The organism is Amycolatopsis eburnea (assembly GCF_003937945.1).
Classification (GTDB): Bacteria; Actinomycetota; Actinomycetes; order Mycobacteriales; family Pseudonocardiaceae; genus Amycolatopsis; species Amycolatopsis eburnea.
In genome coordinates this window covers 317950-331861 of the sequence record NZ_RSEC01000048.1, presented here as the reverse complement: position 1 = coordinate 331861, position 13912 = coordinate 317950, and the positions used below count along the sequence as shown (strand labels likewise).

Sequence of the window (13912 nt, the reverse complement as noted above, 5' to 3'; positions counted from 1 at the left end):
CGATGACGGATCTCCTGCTCTCCTGGCCGCGTCCGGCGCACGACTGGACCGAGGCCGTGCCGGTCGGCAACGGACGGCTCGGCGCGATGGTCTTCGGCGGTGCCGGCCGCACGCGGGTCCAGGTCAACGACGCCACCGTCTGGTCCGGCACCCCGGACGGCCCGGCCGCCGCGCTGGCCGCCGTCGACGCCGGGCCGGAGCGGCTCGCCGAAGCGCGGGAAGCCGTGTTCGCCAAGGACTTCCGGCGCGCCGAGGAACTCCTGATGGCGTTCGAAGGCCCGTACAGCCAGGAGTTCCTGCCCTACGTGGACCTCTGGCTGACGCTGCCCGAAGGCGTCTCGCACGGCCGGACGCTCAACCTGGACAGCGGCGTCACCACCGAAAAGCTCACCATCGGCGGTCACGACGTCGAGCGGACGACCTGGGTGAGCCGGCCCGCCCAGGTCCTGTGCGTCGCGCTTTCCGGCCCGGTCGAAGTCGATGTCGCTCTGTCGACACCGTTGCGCGAGGTGTCGCGCGACGGCCTGGACCTGGGCATCGAGATCCCGATCGACGGCGCGCCGCGGCACGAGCCGCAGGTGGCGGTACCGCTGCGGTACGGGACCGCCGAGGGGTACGACCCGTTCGGCGCGGTTTCGGTCCGGGTCGCGCGCACGGAGTCCGGCGTGCTGGTCGTCCTGGCCAGTTCGACCAGCGCGTACGACGCCTGGATCGGCGACCGGCAGCACACCCGCGACGAGCACCGGCGCCGCGCGGCCGTCCTCGCCGAGCGGGCCGTCGAGACCGGAGCCGCGGAGCTGCGGCGGGCGCACGAAGCCGACCTGCGGCCGCTGCTCGGCGCGTCGTCGCTCCGGATCGGTGCGCAGCGGGGCGGCACCCACGACGTCGCCGCGCTGCTGTCCGGGAAGGACGAACAGCTCACCGCGACCGTGCTCTTCCAGTACGGGCGCTACCTCCTGGCGAGCGCGTCGCGGCCCGGCGCGCCGCCGGCGAACCTGTCGGGCATCTGGAACGACGACCCGCGCCCGGCCTGGTCGTCGAACTACACGATCAACATCAACACCCAGATGAACTACTGGGCCGCCGAGACGACCGGGCTCGGCGAGTGCCACCAGCCGCTGTTCGAGCTGCTCGGCAAGCTCGCGGTCACCGGCGCCGCCGTCGCGCGCGAGCTGTACGGCGCCCGCGGCTGGGTCACCCACCACAACACCGACCCGTGGGGCTGGGCGCTGCCGCCCGGGATGGGGCACGGCAACCCGTCGTGGGCGCTGTGGCAGCTGGGCGGCGCGTGGCTCGTCCAGCACGCCTGGGACCACTACGACTTCACCCGCGACCGCGCCTTCCTCGAGCGCACGGCGTGGCCGCTGCTGCGCGGCTGCGCCGAGTTCTGCCTCGACTGGCTGGTCGAGCACGACGGCTTCCTCGGCACCTGCCCGTCGACGTCGCCGGAGAACCTGTTCGTGTCCGAAGCGGGGACGAAGGAGTCGCTGACGCACTCGGCGACCATGGACCTCGTCCTGATCCGCGCGGTGTTCGAGCGCAGCCTCGCCGCCGCGGAGACGCTCGGCGGGTACGACCCGGTGTGCACCGAGATCGAGGCCGCGCTGCCGCGGCTGCGCCCGCTGCCGGTGCTGCCCGACGGGCGGCTGGGGGAGTGGGCCGAGGACCTGCCCGAAGCGGATCCGGCGCACCGGCACCTGTCCCACCTGGTCGCGCTGTACCCGCTCGGCCGGCTGGACACCCCGGAGCTGCTGGAGGCGGCCCGGCGGGTCATGGATCGGCGCGGACCGGGCGCGATGGGCTGGTCCTGGGCGTGGAAGATCGCGCTGCGCGCCCGGCTCGGCGACGGCGAGACCGCGCGGAAGCTCCTCGGCGAAGCGACCCGGCCGTTCACCGGTGACCGCCACCGCGACGCCCCGGTCGACGGCTCCGAGTGGGGCGGGCTGCTGCCCAACCTCTTCAGCACGCACCCGCCGTTCCAGATCGACGGCAACTACGGCTTCCCGGCCGGGCTCGCGGAACTGGTGGTGCAGAGCCACAACGGCGTGCTGGCGCTGCTGCCCGCGCTGCCGCCGGAGTGGCGCGAAGGCAAGGCGCGCGCCCTGCGCTGCCGCGGCGGGCTCGCCGTCGATCTCGAGTGGCATGACGGCGACCTGCGCTACGCCGTCGTCCGGCGGCTCTCCGGCGACCCGGCCGAGCCGGTCCGGGTGCGCTACCGCGGCCGTGAAACCGAGCTGTGGCTGCGGACCGGCGAATCGACCGTCGTGAAAGGACGCTGATGCTGACCGACCTCGGCCGCGACGCGCTGTGGGCGTACCGCAGCGACTACCGGGCGCCCGCGGACTTCGACGGCTTCTGGGCCTCGACGCTCGCCGAAGCGCGTGCGCACGACATCGACGTGCGCGTGACCCCGGTCGAGACGCCGCTGCGGACCCTCGCCGTCTTCGACGTGACGTTCGCCGGGTTCGGCGGGCACCCGATCCGCGCCTGGCTGCGGCTGCCGCGCGGGGCCGCCGAGCCGCTGCCCGCGATCGTCCAGTTCCACGGTTACGGCGGCAGCCGGGGAAGCGCGCTGGAGGAACTGCACTGGGCGTCCGCCGGGTACGCGCACCTGCAGGTCGACGTCCGCGGCCAGAGCGGCGTCACGCCGGACCCGGCGGGCAGCGGGCCCGCCTACCCCGGGCACCTGACCCGGGGGATCGAGAGCCGCGAAACGTACGTCTACCGGCGGATCTTCACCGACGCGGCGCGGGCGGTCGACGCGGTACGCGCGCTCGCGCACGTCGATCCGGCGCGGGTCGCGGTGCTCGGCAACAGCCAGGGCGGCGGTATCGCGCTGGCCGCCGCGGGACTGGTGCCGGACGTCGCGGCGCTGCACGCGCAGGCGCCGTTCCTCTGCGACTTCCGGCGCGCGAGCCTGATCGGCGGCGAACGGCCGTACGTGGAGCTGTCGCGGTACCTGGCCGGCCACCGCGACGCCGTCGAGCGGGTCTTCGGGGTGCTGGCCTACTTCGACGGCGTCGGGTTCGCCGCGCGCGCCGAGGCCCCTGCCTGGTTCAGCGCCGGGCTGATGGACGGCATCGTGCCGCCCTCCACGGTGTTCGGCGCCTACCACGCCTACCGGGGGCCGAAGGAGATCGGCGTCTGGGACTACAACGGCCACGAAGCCGGGGGAGCCGACGACCTGCGCGCGGTCCTCGACGCGTTCGGTCCGCTGCTGAAACCCGCCGGGCAGTAACCTGGACCGACGGCTTTGCGAGAGGGGACCGATGGCGGGCGAACGGCGGCTCGAGGCCCTGCCGAGCAGGCAGGTGCTGGCCGACGGCGTCTACGAGCAGATCCGGGCCCTGATCATGAACGACGGCATCGAGCCGGGCGCCCGGGTCAACATCGACGAGATCGCCCGCGAGCTCGGCGTCTCGGGCACCCCGGTGCGCGAAGCGCTGGCCCGGCTCGAGTCGGAGGAACTCGTCAGCAGGCTCCCGCTGCGCGGCTACCGCGTCACGGAACTGCTGAACCGCAAGGAAGTCGACGACATGTACGCGCTGCGCCTGCTGCTGGAGCCGCCGTCGGCGGCACTGGCGGCGGCCGCGATGTCGGACGCGAACGTGGCCCTGCTCGAGGCGGAGCTGGCGACCTGCCCGGCGGTCCCGGCGGAAGACGCGTACAAGGACTACAAGGCGTTGACCGCGCACGACCAGCGGCTGCACGAGCTGATCCTGCGCCTGGCCGGCAACGCGGCGGTCGAGCAGGCCTTCGCGCGGACCCACTGCCACCTGCACTTCTTCCGGCTGAACTACAACCAGCCGTTCGGCGAGCAGACGATCACCGAGCACCGGGCGATCGTGGACGCGCTGATCGCGGGCAACGCGGCCGCGGCGAGGAAGGCGATGACGGCCCACCTCGAGGTGGCGCGGGACCGGCTGCTGTCCCGGCTCTGAACGCGCGAAGGCCGCACCGGGCGTACCCGGTGCGGCCTCCCCCGACGACGTCAGACGCCGGTCACTTGACCGGCATCGTCACTTCGTAGACGCGGGTCGGCGCCTTGCGCGCGCCCGCGAAGCCGTTGGCCCACAGGGATTCCACCTGCGAGGACTCTTCGGCGTTGGGGTTCGCGTTGGTGCACGACGGGCCGGGGCCGCCGCCCGACATCAGCTCCGAGCACGGGCCCTCGTAGTGGTCCGGCAGGCCCAGCGCGTGCCCGGTCTCGTGGGCCGCGATGCGGGTCTGGTTGTACTGCTCGGCCTGGGTGTAGTCGATGAAGATCGTGCCGCTGCCGTGGCCGTCGGTCTGGGCGTACGAGCCGCGCGGGTCGTTGCCCTCGGTGTAGTGCAGCGTGGCGCCCGAAGAGCTCTCCTCGAGCTTGACGTTCGACACCGCCGCGTTCCAGTTCGCCGCGCCCGCGTTGATCACGTCGCGGAAGGTGGGGGCGTCCGAGGTGTCGTAGTAGACGACCGTGGCCGCTTCCGGGGCGGCGAAGGCCGGGCCGGCCGTCAGCGGCGTCGCGATCATCGCCAGTGCGACGGCGGCACCGGGCAGCAGGTACTTCCTGGACATCGGAACGACTCCTTGCCGTGGGGAATTTGCCGGGTTTGCGCGCGCTGGGTGTCGAACTTACGGAATCGCCCGGCTCTTGTGACCCGACTTTCGTACTGCGCTGCGAACGGTGAATTACCAACCACGACGAAGTCTTGACATGCGCGATCGCGCATACGATGATGCGCCGTTCGGCTCAGCCGACCGGGTCGGCCAGCGGGATCTCGCCCTGGCTGAGCCAGGAGCCGCGCCACGTCAGATCGTCCCTGACCAGCGCTTTCCCGCAGTTGTCGCACTTCTCGCCCGGCCGGGTGAGCTGTCCGCAGGCGGCGTGGACCAGCTGCATCGGGCCGTACGCGTTTTCGGTCGACGTGTGCGCGGCACCCCACGCGCCGAGGGCGTGCAGCACCGGCAGCGCGTCCGAGCCCGCCTGCGTCAGGCGGTACTCGTGGCGGGTGCGGCCGCCGTCGCGGTAGGGGAGCTTCGTCAGCAAGCCGCGCTCGACGAGCTTGGCCAGGCGGGTCGTCAGCACGTTGTCGGCGATGCCGAGCTGGCCGCGGAAGTCCTCGAACCGGGTGGTGCCGGCGGTCGCGTTGCGCAGGATCAGCAACGTCCACGGCTCGCCGAGGACGTCGGCGGCGCGGGCGATCGGGCAGGAGTTGTCCTCCCACGTGGTGCGGCGGCTCATGTGTGCTCCGTCCTACCTGGCTTGCTTGGAGCAAGTCTACGCCGTACAGTCGGCCGCAGCTAGCTTGCAAGGAGCAAGTCAGGTGCGAGAGGAGTTCGTCATGGACATCAAGGGTGCGGTCGCGCTGGTCACCGGGGCCAATCGCGGACTCGGCCGCAAGTTCGCCGAAGCGCTGCTGGAGCGGGGTGCGGCGAAGGTGTACGCGGCGGCGCGGAACCCGGAGTCGGTCGACCTGCCGGGCGTGGTGCCGCTGCGCCTCGACGTGACCGATCCGGCGTCGATCCGGGAAGCGGCCTCGATCGCGGGGGACGTCACGCTGCTGGTGAACAACGCCGGTTCGTCGACCGGGTCGACGTTGCTCGGCGGGAAGCTGGCGGACATCCGGCTGGAGATGGACACGCACTACTTCGGCACGCTGGCCGTGACGCGCGAGTTCGCGCCGATCCTCGAGCGCAACGGCGGCGGCGCGGTCCTCAACGTCCTGTCGGTGCTGTCGTGGTTCACCGCGCCGCAGGTCGCCGCGTACTCCGCGGCGAAGTCGGCGGCCTGGTCGCTGACCAACGCGCTGCGCCTGGAGCTCGCGCCGCAGAAGACGCAGGTGACCGCGTTGCACGTCGGCTACATGGACACCGACATGGCCAAGCACGTCGACGGCCCGAAGGCCGACCCGGCACTGGTGGCCGGGCTCGCCCTCGACGGCGTCGAAGCGGGACGGTTCGAGGTGCTCGCCGACGACGTCACCCGGAACGTGCGCGCCGGGCTGTCCGGCGAGCTGCCCGGCCTGTACCCCGCGCTGGTTTCCTGACCATTCGGAATGCGGTTTCCGGCACCCCGGAATACCGGGCCGGTTCACCCGGGCGTATGAATGTGCGGGTGCCGGAGAACGCCGCGGCCCGAATCGGCCGAACGAGGAACCGCTGGGGCGAAGGCGAACGGCTGCGCGGGGAAATCCTGGAGGCGGCCGGCCGGCTGCTCGCCGAGCTCGGCGGCGAGGACGGGCTGACGATCCGCGGTGTGGCGCGGGCCGTCGGCATCGCCCCGGCGAGTATCTACCAGCATTTCTCCGATCGTGCGGAATTGGTGCGCGGGCTCCTCGACCACGAATACGCGCGGCTGGCCGAATTGATGCGCGTCGCCGAGGAGTCGCTGGGGGAAACCGACGTCGTCGGACGCGTCCGCGCACAGATTCACGCTTACTGTGCCTTCGCGATGCGGAATCCGGGGCACTACCGCCTGATGCTCGCGAACGGCGCGTCCGAGCTGGAGGCGGGGTCGCGCCCGAAGGGCCCGCTCCTGGACGTGATCGACCGGCTGACGGCGGGGTTCGAGCGCTGCGTCGAGGCGGGCCACGAGCTGCGCGTCACGCCGGGCCGCGCGGCGGCGGTGGTGTTCGTCGGGGCGCACGGGCGGGTCGCGTTGTTCCACAGCGCGTTGCACCGGACCGGCGCCGAGCTGGTGGAGCCGTTCGTCGACGAGCTGGTGTCGCTCGTGTTCGCCTGATCGGCGGGGTGGCGGGGCGGCCGGAAGATGCTTAGCATAGCTATGTAAATTTCCGGCAGCTTCGGGAGGTATCCGGTGGACGGTGTGCCCGCGTTTCCGATGACCCGGCGGTGTCCCTTCGACCCGCCCGCCGAGCTGGGCGAGCTGCCGCCGGTTTCCCGCGTGCGCCTGTGGAACGGTGAGTCGCCGTGGCTGGTCACGCGGTACGACGACGTCCGCGCGCTGCTGCGGGATTCGCGGGTCAGCGCCGACTCGGACCGGCCCGGCTACCCGCACCAGAGCGCGGCTTCAGCGGCCCGGCGGCACCGCGCGAAGTCGTTCATCACCATGGACGGCGCCGAGCACGCGGCCCAGCGCAAGCTGCTGACCGGCGACTTCCTGGTCAAGAAGATGGAGGCGCTGCGCCCGGCGATCCAGCGCATCGTCGACGACCTCGTCGACCGGCTGCTGGCCGGCCCGAAGCCGGTCGACCTCGTGCCGGAGTTCGCGCTGCCGGTGCCGTCACTGGTGATCTGCGAGCTGCTCGGCGTCCCGTACGAGGACCGGGAACTGTTCCAGGACATCACGAAGGTGATGGTTTCGACGACGGCGACCCCGGCGGAAGCGGTGCGGGCCACCGAAGAGCTGCTGGCGTACCTCGGCGGCCTGGTCGAGCGGAAGGCGACGGCGCCCGGCGGCGACGTGCTGAGCAAGCTGGCCGTGACGCAGTACGCGACCGGCCGGATGACCGCCGAGGAGGTCGCGTCGATGGGCCAGCTGCTGCTGGTGGCGGGCCACGAGACGACGGCGAACATGATCGCGCTCGGCACCGTCGCGCTCCTGGCGCACCCGGACCAGCTGGCGCTGGTGCGCGACGGCGACGCCGACCTGCTGCGCCGCGCGGTCGAAGAGCTGTTGCGCTACTTGAACATCACGCACACCGGACGCCGCCGCGTCGCGACCGAGGACATCGAAGTCGGCGGCGAGGTCATCCGCGCGGGCGAAGGCATCATCGCGGCCGGCGACGTGGCCAACCGCGACGAAGCCGTGTTCGAGCACGCCGACCGCCTCGACGTGACCCGCGAAGCCCGCCACCACGTGGCTTTCGGCTACGGCGTGCACCAGTGCCTCGGCCAGACGCTGGCGCGAGTCGAGCTGCAGGTGGTGTACGGGACGTTGTACCGCCGGATCCCGGACCTGCGCCTCGCCGTGCCGATGGCCGAGCTTGCGTTCAAGGACGACATGCTCGTCTACGGCGTGCACAGCCTGCCGGTCACGTGGTGACGCGGGTCAGCCGCCGAGCTTCTCCCGCGCGTCGGCCAGGTCGTCCGGCGTCGGGGCGTCGTCCTGGGTCAGCTTCCGCCGCCAGTAGCCGGTGAACTCGATGGCGCTCTTGTCCAGGCCCCGCTCGACGAGGTGGCGGCGCAGGGCGCGGACGGTCGAAGCCTCGCCGCCCAGCCAGGCCGCCGAGCCTTCCGGCAAGGCCGTCCCGCGCACCGCTTCCAGCAGGCGGCTGCCGTGCTCGGCGCCGTCCCGGTGCACCCACCGGACGTTCGGCAGCGGCTGTTCCTCGGCCGCGTCGGCGACTTCGACGAACGCCACTGCGTTGTCCACTTCGGACAGCAGGGTGGCGATCGCGGGCAGCGCCGTCTCGTCCCCGGCGAGCAGCACCGTGTCCGCCGCCGGGACCGGACGGCGGTAGGCCGCGTCCGGTCCGTAGCGGCCGAGGACCTGGCCCGGCGCCGCGGACCGCGCCCAGGCCGTGGCCGGGCCCGCCTCGCCGGGGTGCAGCACGAAGTCGACGTCGATCGTGTCCTCGTGGCGGCCGCGCACGGTGTAGCTGCGCATCACCGGGCGCTCGTCCTCGGGGATCGCGAGGTACGCCTGGTACCAGCGCATGACGTCGCCGTCGGCCGCGGGCAGCCGCACCGGGCGGCCCGGGGGCGGGAACAGGAGCTTGAGCTGCTGGTCCGGCCACGGCTCCAGTTCGTCGAGGCCGTCGCCGGTGAAGGTGACGCGGGCGGCGCGCGGGGTCACGCGCCGCACCGCGGTCACTTCGAGCAGTCCGATCGCGGTCACGGCTTCCCCAGGTATTCGCGCAGGTGGCGGGCGGTGAGCGTGTTGGCGTCCTCGACGAGCGCGGCCGGCGTCCCTTCGAACACGACGCGCCCGCCGTCGTGCCCGGCGCCCGGGCCGAGGTCGATCAGCCAGTCGGCGTGGGCCATCACGGCCTGGTGGTGCTCGATCACGATCACCGTGTTGCCCGCGTCGACGATCCGGTCCAGCAGCGCCAGCAGCTGGTCGACGTCGGCGAGGTGCAGGCCGGTGGTCGGCTCGTCGAGGATGTAGGTCGAGCCCTTCTCGGCCATCCGGATCGCCAGCTTGAGCCGCTGCCGCTCACCGCCGGAGAGCGTCGTCAGCGGCTGGCCGAGCGTCAGGTAGCCGAGGCCGACGTCGGCGAGCCGGTCGAGCACCGTCCGCGCGGTGCCGGCGGCGAAGAACTCGCGCGCCTCGGCGACCGACATCCCGAAGACCTCGCTGATGTTCTTGCCGCGCAGCTCGTACGTCAGCACCTTCGGGGTGAACCGCCGTCCTTCGCACTCCTCGCAGACCGACGCGACGCCGGCCATCATCGCCAGGTCCGTGTAGATCACGCCGAGGCCCTTGCACTTCGGGCAGGCACCTTCGGAGTTGGCGCTGAACAGGCTCGCCTTGACGCCGTTGGCCTTGGCGAACGCGGCGCGGATCGGGTCGAGCAGGCCGGTGTAGGTGGCCGGGTTGGACCGGCGCGAACCGCGGATGGCGGACTGGTCGACCACGACGACGCCGTCGCGGTGCGCCAGCGACCCGTGGATCAGCGACGACTTGCCGGACCCGGCCACGCCGGTGACCACGGTGAGCACCCCGAGCGGGACGTCCACGTTGACGTCACGCAGGTTGTGCAGCTTCGCACCGCTGATCTTGAGGTGGCCCACCGGTTTCCGGACCTCGGAACGCAGCGTGACGCGGTGGTCGAGGTGGCGCCCGGTCAGCGTGCCGGACGTGCGCAAGCCGTCGAGGTCACCGGCGTAGCAGAGCCGCCCGCCGTCGGTGCCCGCGCCGGGCCCGAGGTCGACGACGTGGTCGGCGATCCCGATCGTCTCCGGCTTGTGCTCGACGACCAGGATCGTGTTGCCCTTGTCCCGCAGGCAGAGCAGGAGGTTGTTCATCCGCTCGATGTCGTGCGGGTGCAGCCCGACGGTCGGCTCGTCGAAGACGTACGTGACGTCGGTGAGGCTGGAACCGAGGTGGCGCACCATCTTCACGCGCTGCGCCTCGCCGCCGGAGAGCGTCGCGGACTCGCGGTCGAGCGAGAGGTAACCGAGGCCGATCTCGACGAGCGAGTCGAGGGTGTCGCGCAGGTTGCCCAGCAGCGGCCGGATCGACGGCGCGTCGAGCGACCGGACGAAGTCGGCGAGGTCGCTGATCTGCAGCGCGGCGCAGTCGGCGATGTTCTTGCCGTCGATCTTCGCCGACAGCGCGGCCTGGTTCAGCCGCGCGCCGCCGCACTCGCCGCAGGTCTTGAAGGTGGCGGCCTTCTCGATGAACGCGCGCAGCTTCGGCTGCAGCGACTCGACGTCCTTGTGCAGGTAGAGCCGCCGGACCTTCACCGCGAGACCCTCGTAGGTGACGTTGGTCTTGCCGACCTTCACCTTGCAGGAGTCCTTGTGCAGCAGGGCGTCGAGCTGCTCCGGCGTGAAGTCGCGGATCTTGGTGTCGGGGTCGTAGAAGCCGGAGGAGAGGTAGGTCTGCACGTACCAGGTGTCCGGCGTGAAGCCCGGCACCTGGATCGCGCCTTCGTGGAGGGAGAGGTCGAAGTCGAGCAGGGCGCCGACGTCGAGGTCGGACACGCGGCCGAGGCCCTCGCAGGCCGGGCACATGCCCTCGGGCAGGTTGAAGCTGAACGCGCCGGACGTGCCGACGTACGGCTCGCCGAGCCGGGAGAAGGCGATCCGCAGCATCGCGTAGGCGTCGGTCGCGGTGCCGACGGTGGAGCGCGAGTTGGCGCCCATCCGCTCCTGGTCGACGACGATGGCCGCGCTGAGGTTCTCCAGCAGGTCGACGTCGGGACGCGACAGGCTCGGCATGAACGACTGGAGGAACGCGCTGTAGGTCTCGTTGATCAGCCGCTGCGACTCGGCCGCGATGGTGCCGAAGACCAGGGACGACTTGCCGGAGCCGGACACGCCCGTGAACACCGTGAGCCGGCGCTTCGGGATGTCGAGGTCGATGCCGGTCAGGTTGTTCTCCCGGGCCCCCCGGACCTCGATCACGTCGTGGGTGTCGGCGGCCCGCCTGGGTGAAGTCATACCGTCCTTCTTGATACTTTAGGCTGTAAAGTGATTCTTCAGGGTACATTACTTTAGGGTGTAAGGAGTCGGCAAGGTGGTCGTCTTCGCGGGTCAGGGCGACGCCCGGCGGTCCATGGAGCTGCTGTGGGGGCCACCCGTGGTCGCGCCCCGCACGGGCCCGGGACCGAAGCCGGGCCTGTCGGTGGAGGCGATCGTGTCGGCGGCGATCGAGATCGCGGACGCCGAGGGCATGCCGGCGTTGTCGATGCGTTCGGTCGGCGAGCGGCTCGGTCGGACGGCGATGGCGTTGTACACGTATGTCCCGGGGAAGACCGAGCTGGTCGATTTGATGTACGACCGGGCGTTGGCTGAGCTGCCTTCGTCTTACTCGTCGTCTTCCGGGTGGCGTTCCGCTGCTTTGGCGCTGGCGGACGCGTTGTGGGATCTGCACTTGCGGCACCCGTGGCTGCTGCAGGTGTCCCCGGCGCGGCCGGTGCTCGGGCCGGGGGAGTTTCACGTGCAGGAGACGTTGCTGGCTGTTTTGTCGTCGACCGGTTTGCCGCTTTCGCGGGTTCGGTGGGTGGTGTCGGCGCTGTTCAACATCGTGCGGGGCTCGGTTCAGGCCGCGGCGGAGTCCCGGCAGGCGGCGAAGGAGACCGGACAGTCCGAAGAGGACTGGTGGTATGCGCGGTCGGCGTTGCTGGGTGAGTTGGTGCCGGATCTGGCTGGGCGGTTTCCGACGGTGGCTCGGTTGGGGCAGGAGCCGGTGGAGGTGGACGAGCCTTATTTGGAGCGGGAGGCGCGGTTGTCGTTCGAGGCCGGGTTGGAGCTGCTGCTGGACGGGGTGGAGGCGGCGATCGTTCGGGCTGGGTGATCGCTGGTTGTTGTCCGCTGGTTCACTCTGGGGTCGGGCCTCGCTGCTGGCTTGGTGTGCGGTCTTGGGGTTGGTGGGCAGTGGTGACCGAGGAACGCGAAGTCGGATGCGAGCGGCGGTTCATGGGTGAAGCCCTCGGCAAGATCGAGATGTGAGTCAACCACCCGCCGAGGGCTTCGAGCCATTTCTTGCCAGGTCGTGCGTCCGCTCACGCAGTCGACCCTGCGGATGCCGGCCAGGCGTTGGCGCAAAGCCGGTCCCGCTGAGGGGCAAGGGCTTCCGTCGGCAGGCCGCCAGGGACGAGGCGCGCTGGTGGATGGCACCCCGATCCGGACCCGCCGTCGCACCGGAAAAGCGAACCGGGCCAACTACAACGGTAAACACAGGCACCACGGGCTGGTCATGTTTGCCATGACCGACAAAAGCGGCCGGTTGTTGTGGGTGTCGGTTGCGGATCCGGGAACGACTGCACGCCTGCTGAGGCGCGGGTAGTCGGCATCGTCACGCAGGGACAGGGCTGCGGAGTGACTGGGCGCGGGCGCCCACTGAGGCGGCGCGGGAAATCCGGCGGTAGATGACGGAGGGTCGCGCAGAGCCCAGGGCTGGAGCGTGGCGGGCGATTGTGCGCGGGGGCCAGCTGAGGCGGCAGATGACGGAAGGTCACGCGGAGTCAGGACTGGAGGCTGCAGGAGCGTGGGCGGGCGATTGGGCGCAGGGTCAGCTGAGGTGAGCGTGGGCGGGCGGATTGGGTGCGTGGGTGTGGGCCCGTAGCCGGTGGCTGCGGGCCTGTCCCGTGTTCAGGCTGCGAAGGGCAGGGGTTGGTGGATGTTGTTGCGCCTGGGTTTTCGGCGTTTGTCCAGGAACCGTGGTGGCAGGAACTCCGGGTGGCCGTCGGTGGCGATGCGGACTTGCCAGCCGGAGCGGTGCAACAGCCGGTGGTGGTGGCCGCACAGCAGGACCAGGTTCGCCAGCTCGGTCGGGCCGCCGTCGGCCCAGTGGCGGATGTGGTGGCCTTGGCAGTGGCGGGGTGGGCGGTGGCAGCCGGGGAAGGCGCAGCCGCGGTCGCGCAGGAACAGGGCGCGGCGTAGGCCGGGGCTGATCAGGCGGCGGGCGCGGCCCAGGTCGAGGGGTTCGCTGGCGGAGCCGAGGACAGCGGGGATCAACTTGCAGTCACAGGCATGAAGGCGAGCTTCGGCGGCCGTGATGAGGCCGGTGTCGCCCAGGGTGGCCGTGCCGAGGCCGGATTGCAGGTCGGTGAGGGAGACCGCGACCATGACGTGGGCGCGTTCCCCAGCCTGCGTCGGTAACTCTGGGGAATTCAACGCCAGGTCGACCGCGTCGGAGAAGGCGTCGCCGTAGCGTTCCTGCGGGGAGCGGAGGTCGTCGGCACCGCGACGTTCGGCCAACGCGTCGAGCAGGGCGCTGGCGCGGGTGCCGGTTTCGTCGTCGAAGCGGCCGGTGAGTTCCCAGGTTCCGGTGCGTTTGCGGCGCAGCGACAGTTCCCGGGTCGGGGTAGCGGGTTCAGTGTCGTCGGGGGCGGGGCCGTCGGGGTCGAGGTGGGCCAGGATCCGCGCGCCCAGGGCGGCGACTTGTTTATGACCGGCGTCGGTGGCGAAGGTGAGGAGGTCGGCTTCGGCGGTGTCGCGGTGGGTGGCGGGGATGCGGGAGACGGCGTCGATGATGGTGTCGATCATCGGAGTGCTCAACGAGCCGGTCACGGCGGCGGCACCGGTGGCCGGGGCGAGGGCGGGGGTGGCGTCGGAGGAGTAGAGGGCTTGGGCACGAGCGACGGTGCGTCTGGCGGCGGCATGCGGAACGTCCGCGAGGTGCTCGTAAAGGCGTGCAGTGGTGCGGTATCCGAAGAGTTCCATCACGCCGCGGGATTCGATTTCCACCAGCAACGCACCGATTTCCGCCTCAGCAGACCGCACCACAGTGAGCAGCGAAACAACACGGTCGGCCAACGCCGCCGCATCCGCTTGCCACACCGCTTCTCTGTCCACA

Annotated in this window: 13 protein-coding genes; 8 read left to right on the top strand and 5 right to left on the bottom strand. The window is 71.2% G+C overall.

The window, feature by feature from the left end; all coding sequences use genetic code 11:
* The first annotated feature begins 2 nt into the window (after positions 1-2).
* Genes EIY87_RS22990 through EIY87_RS22980 form a run of 3 tightly spaced genes read left to right on the top strand, consistent with a single transcriptional unit; the run spans position 3 to position 3941 of the window.
* Complete coding sequence (locus tag EIY87_RS22990) at positions 3-2279, top strand: glycosyl hydrolase family 95 catalytic domain-containing protein (RefSeq protein WP_125311552.1); 2277 nt, start codon at positions 3-5, stop codon at positions 2277-2279.
* A complete protein-coding gene (locus tag EIY87_RS22985) occupies positions 2279-3238 on the top strand; it encodes an acetylxylan esterase (RefSeq protein WP_125311550.1) in 960 nt (319 codons plus the stop codon). The genes EIY87_RS22990 and EIY87_RS22985 overlap by 1 nt, the downstream gene beginning before the upstream one ends.
* A gap of 31 nt (positions 3239-3269) precedes the next feature.
* A complete protein-coding gene (locus tag EIY87_RS22980; RefSeq protein ID WP_125311548.1) occupies positions 3270-3941 on the top strand; it encodes a GntR family transcriptional regulator in 672 nt (223 codons plus the stop codon).
* 61 nt (positions 3942-4002) lie between these two features.
* Here EIY87_RS22980 and EIY87_RS22975 read toward each other — a convergent pair whose 3' ends face one another.
* Both EIY87_RS22975 and EIY87_RS22970 read right to left on the bottom strand, forming a co-directional pair.
* A complete protein-coding gene (locus EIY87_RS22975) occupies positions 4003-4557 on the bottom strand; it encodes a snapalysin family zinc-dependent metalloprotease (protein ID WP_086858740.1) in 555 nt (184 codons plus the stop codon).
* A 175-nt stretch (positions 4558-4732) separates the two neighbouring features.
* Positions 4733-5224, bottom strand: coding sequence for a winged helix-turn-helix transcriptional regulator (locus EIY87_RS22970; RefSeq protein WP_125311547.1), 492 nt, complete (start codon positions 5222-5224; stop codon positions 4733-4735).
* A 100-nt stretch (positions 5225-5324) separates the two neighbouring features.
* Between EIY87_RS22970 and EIY87_RS22965 the strand changes: the two genes are divergently transcribed.
* The 3 genes from EIY87_RS22965 to EIY87_RS22955 all read left to right on the top strand — a co-directional run bounded on the left by EIY87_RS22965 (position 5325) and on the right by EIY87_RS22955 (position 7987).
* Positions 5325-6029, top strand: a complete 705-nt coding sequence (locus EIY87_RS22965) for an SDR family oxidoreductase (RefSeq protein ID WP_125311789.1) — start codon at positions 5325-5327, stop codon at positions 6027-6029.
* A 131-nt stretch (positions 6030-6160) separates the two neighbouring features.
* The gene (locus tag EIY87_RS22960) at positions 6161-6724 is read left to right on the top strand and encodes a TetR/AcrR family transcriptional regulator (RefSeq protein WP_125311787.1); all 564 of its coding nucleotides are present in this window, start codon (positions 6161-6163) and stop codon (positions 6722-6724) included.
* Positions 6725-6823: 99 nt separating this feature from the next.
* A complete protein-coding gene (locus EIY87_RS22955) occupies positions 6824-7987 on the top strand; it encodes a cytochrome P450 (protein ID WP_125311785.1) in 1164 nt (387 codons plus the stop codon).
* Between the two features lie 6 nt (positions 7988-7993).
* On the opposite strand, the gene EIY87_RS22950 is transcribed toward EIY87_RS22955, so the two are convergent.
* A complete protein-coding gene (locus EIY87_RS22950; protein WP_125311545.1) occupies positions 7994-8782 on the bottom strand; it encodes a siderophore-interacting protein in 789 nt (262 codons plus the stop codon).
* Complete coding sequence (locus EIY87_RS22945) at positions 8779-11052, bottom strand: ATP-binding cassette domain-containing protein (protein ID WP_125311543.1); 2274 nt, start codon at positions 11050-11052, stop codon at positions 8779-8781. Before EIY87_RS22945 ends, EIY87_RS22950 begins: the two co-directional genes overlap by 4 nt.
* A 76-nt stretch (positions 11053-11128) precedes the next feature.
* On the opposite strand from EIY87_RS22945, the gene EIY87_RS22940 reads away from it, so the two are divergent.
* On the top strand, positions 11129-11908 hold the full coding sequence (locus EIY87_RS22940) for a TetR/AcrR family transcriptional regulator (protein ID WP_125311541.1): 780 nt from the start codon (positions 11129-11131) through the stop codon (positions 11906-11908).
* A 228-nt stretch (positions 11909-12136) separates the two neighbouring features.
* Positions 12137-12400, top strand: coding sequence for a transposase family protein (locus EIY87_RS49270; protein WP_225440003.1), 264 nt, complete (start codon positions 12137-12139; stop codon positions 12398-12400).
* Between the two features lie 305 nt (positions 12401-12705).
* Here the strand turns inward: EIY87_RS49270 and EIY87_RS22930 are convergent, their stop codons facing one another.
* Complete coding sequence (locus tag EIY87_RS22930) at positions 12706-13911, bottom strand: HNH endonuclease signature motif containing protein (protein WP_125311537.1); 1206 nt, start codon at positions 13909-13911, stop codon at positions 12706-12708.
* Position 13912: the final 1 nt, after the last annotated feature.

Excerpts from the sequence above, each read along its gene's own strand:
- EIY87_RS22990 (WP_125311552.1), top strand. The coding sequence starts at position 3 with ATGACGGATCTCCTGCTCTCCTGGCCGCGTCCGGCGCACGACTGGACC.
- EIY87_RS22985 (WP_125311550.1), top strand. The coding sequence starts at position 2,279 with ATGCTGACCGACCTCGGCCGCGACGCGCTGTGGGCGTACCGCAGCGAC.
- EIY87_RS22980 (WP_125311548.1), top strand. The coding sequence starts at position 3,270 with ATGGCGGGCGAACGGCGGCTCGAGGCCCTGCCGAGCAGGCAGGTGCTG.
- EIY87_RS22975 (WP_086858740.1), bottom strand. The coding sequence starts at position 4,557 with ATGTCCAGGAAGTACCTGCTGCCCGGTGCCGCCGTCGCACTGGCGATG.
- EIY87_RS22970 (WP_125311547.1), bottom strand. The coding sequence starts at position 5,224 with ATGAGCCGCCGCACCACGTGGGAGGACAACTCCTGCCCGATCGCCCGC.
- EIY87_RS22965 (WP_125311789.1), top strand. The coding sequence starts at position 5,325 with ATGGACATCAAGGGTGCGGTCGCGCTGGTCACCGGGGCCAATCGCGGA.
- EIY87_RS22955 (WP_125311785.1), top strand. The coding sequence starts at position 6,824 with ATGACCCGGCGGTGTCCCTTCGACCCGCCCGCCGAGCTGGGCGAGCTG.
- EIY87_RS22945 (WP_125311543.1), bottom strand. The coding sequence starts at position 11,052 with ATGACTTCACCCAGGCGGGCCGCCGACACCCACGACGTGATCGAGGTC.
- EIY87_RS49270 (WP_225440003.1), top strand. The coding sequence starts at position 12,137 with ATGCCGGCCAGGCGTTGGCGCAAAGCCGGTCCCGCTGAGGGGCAAGGG.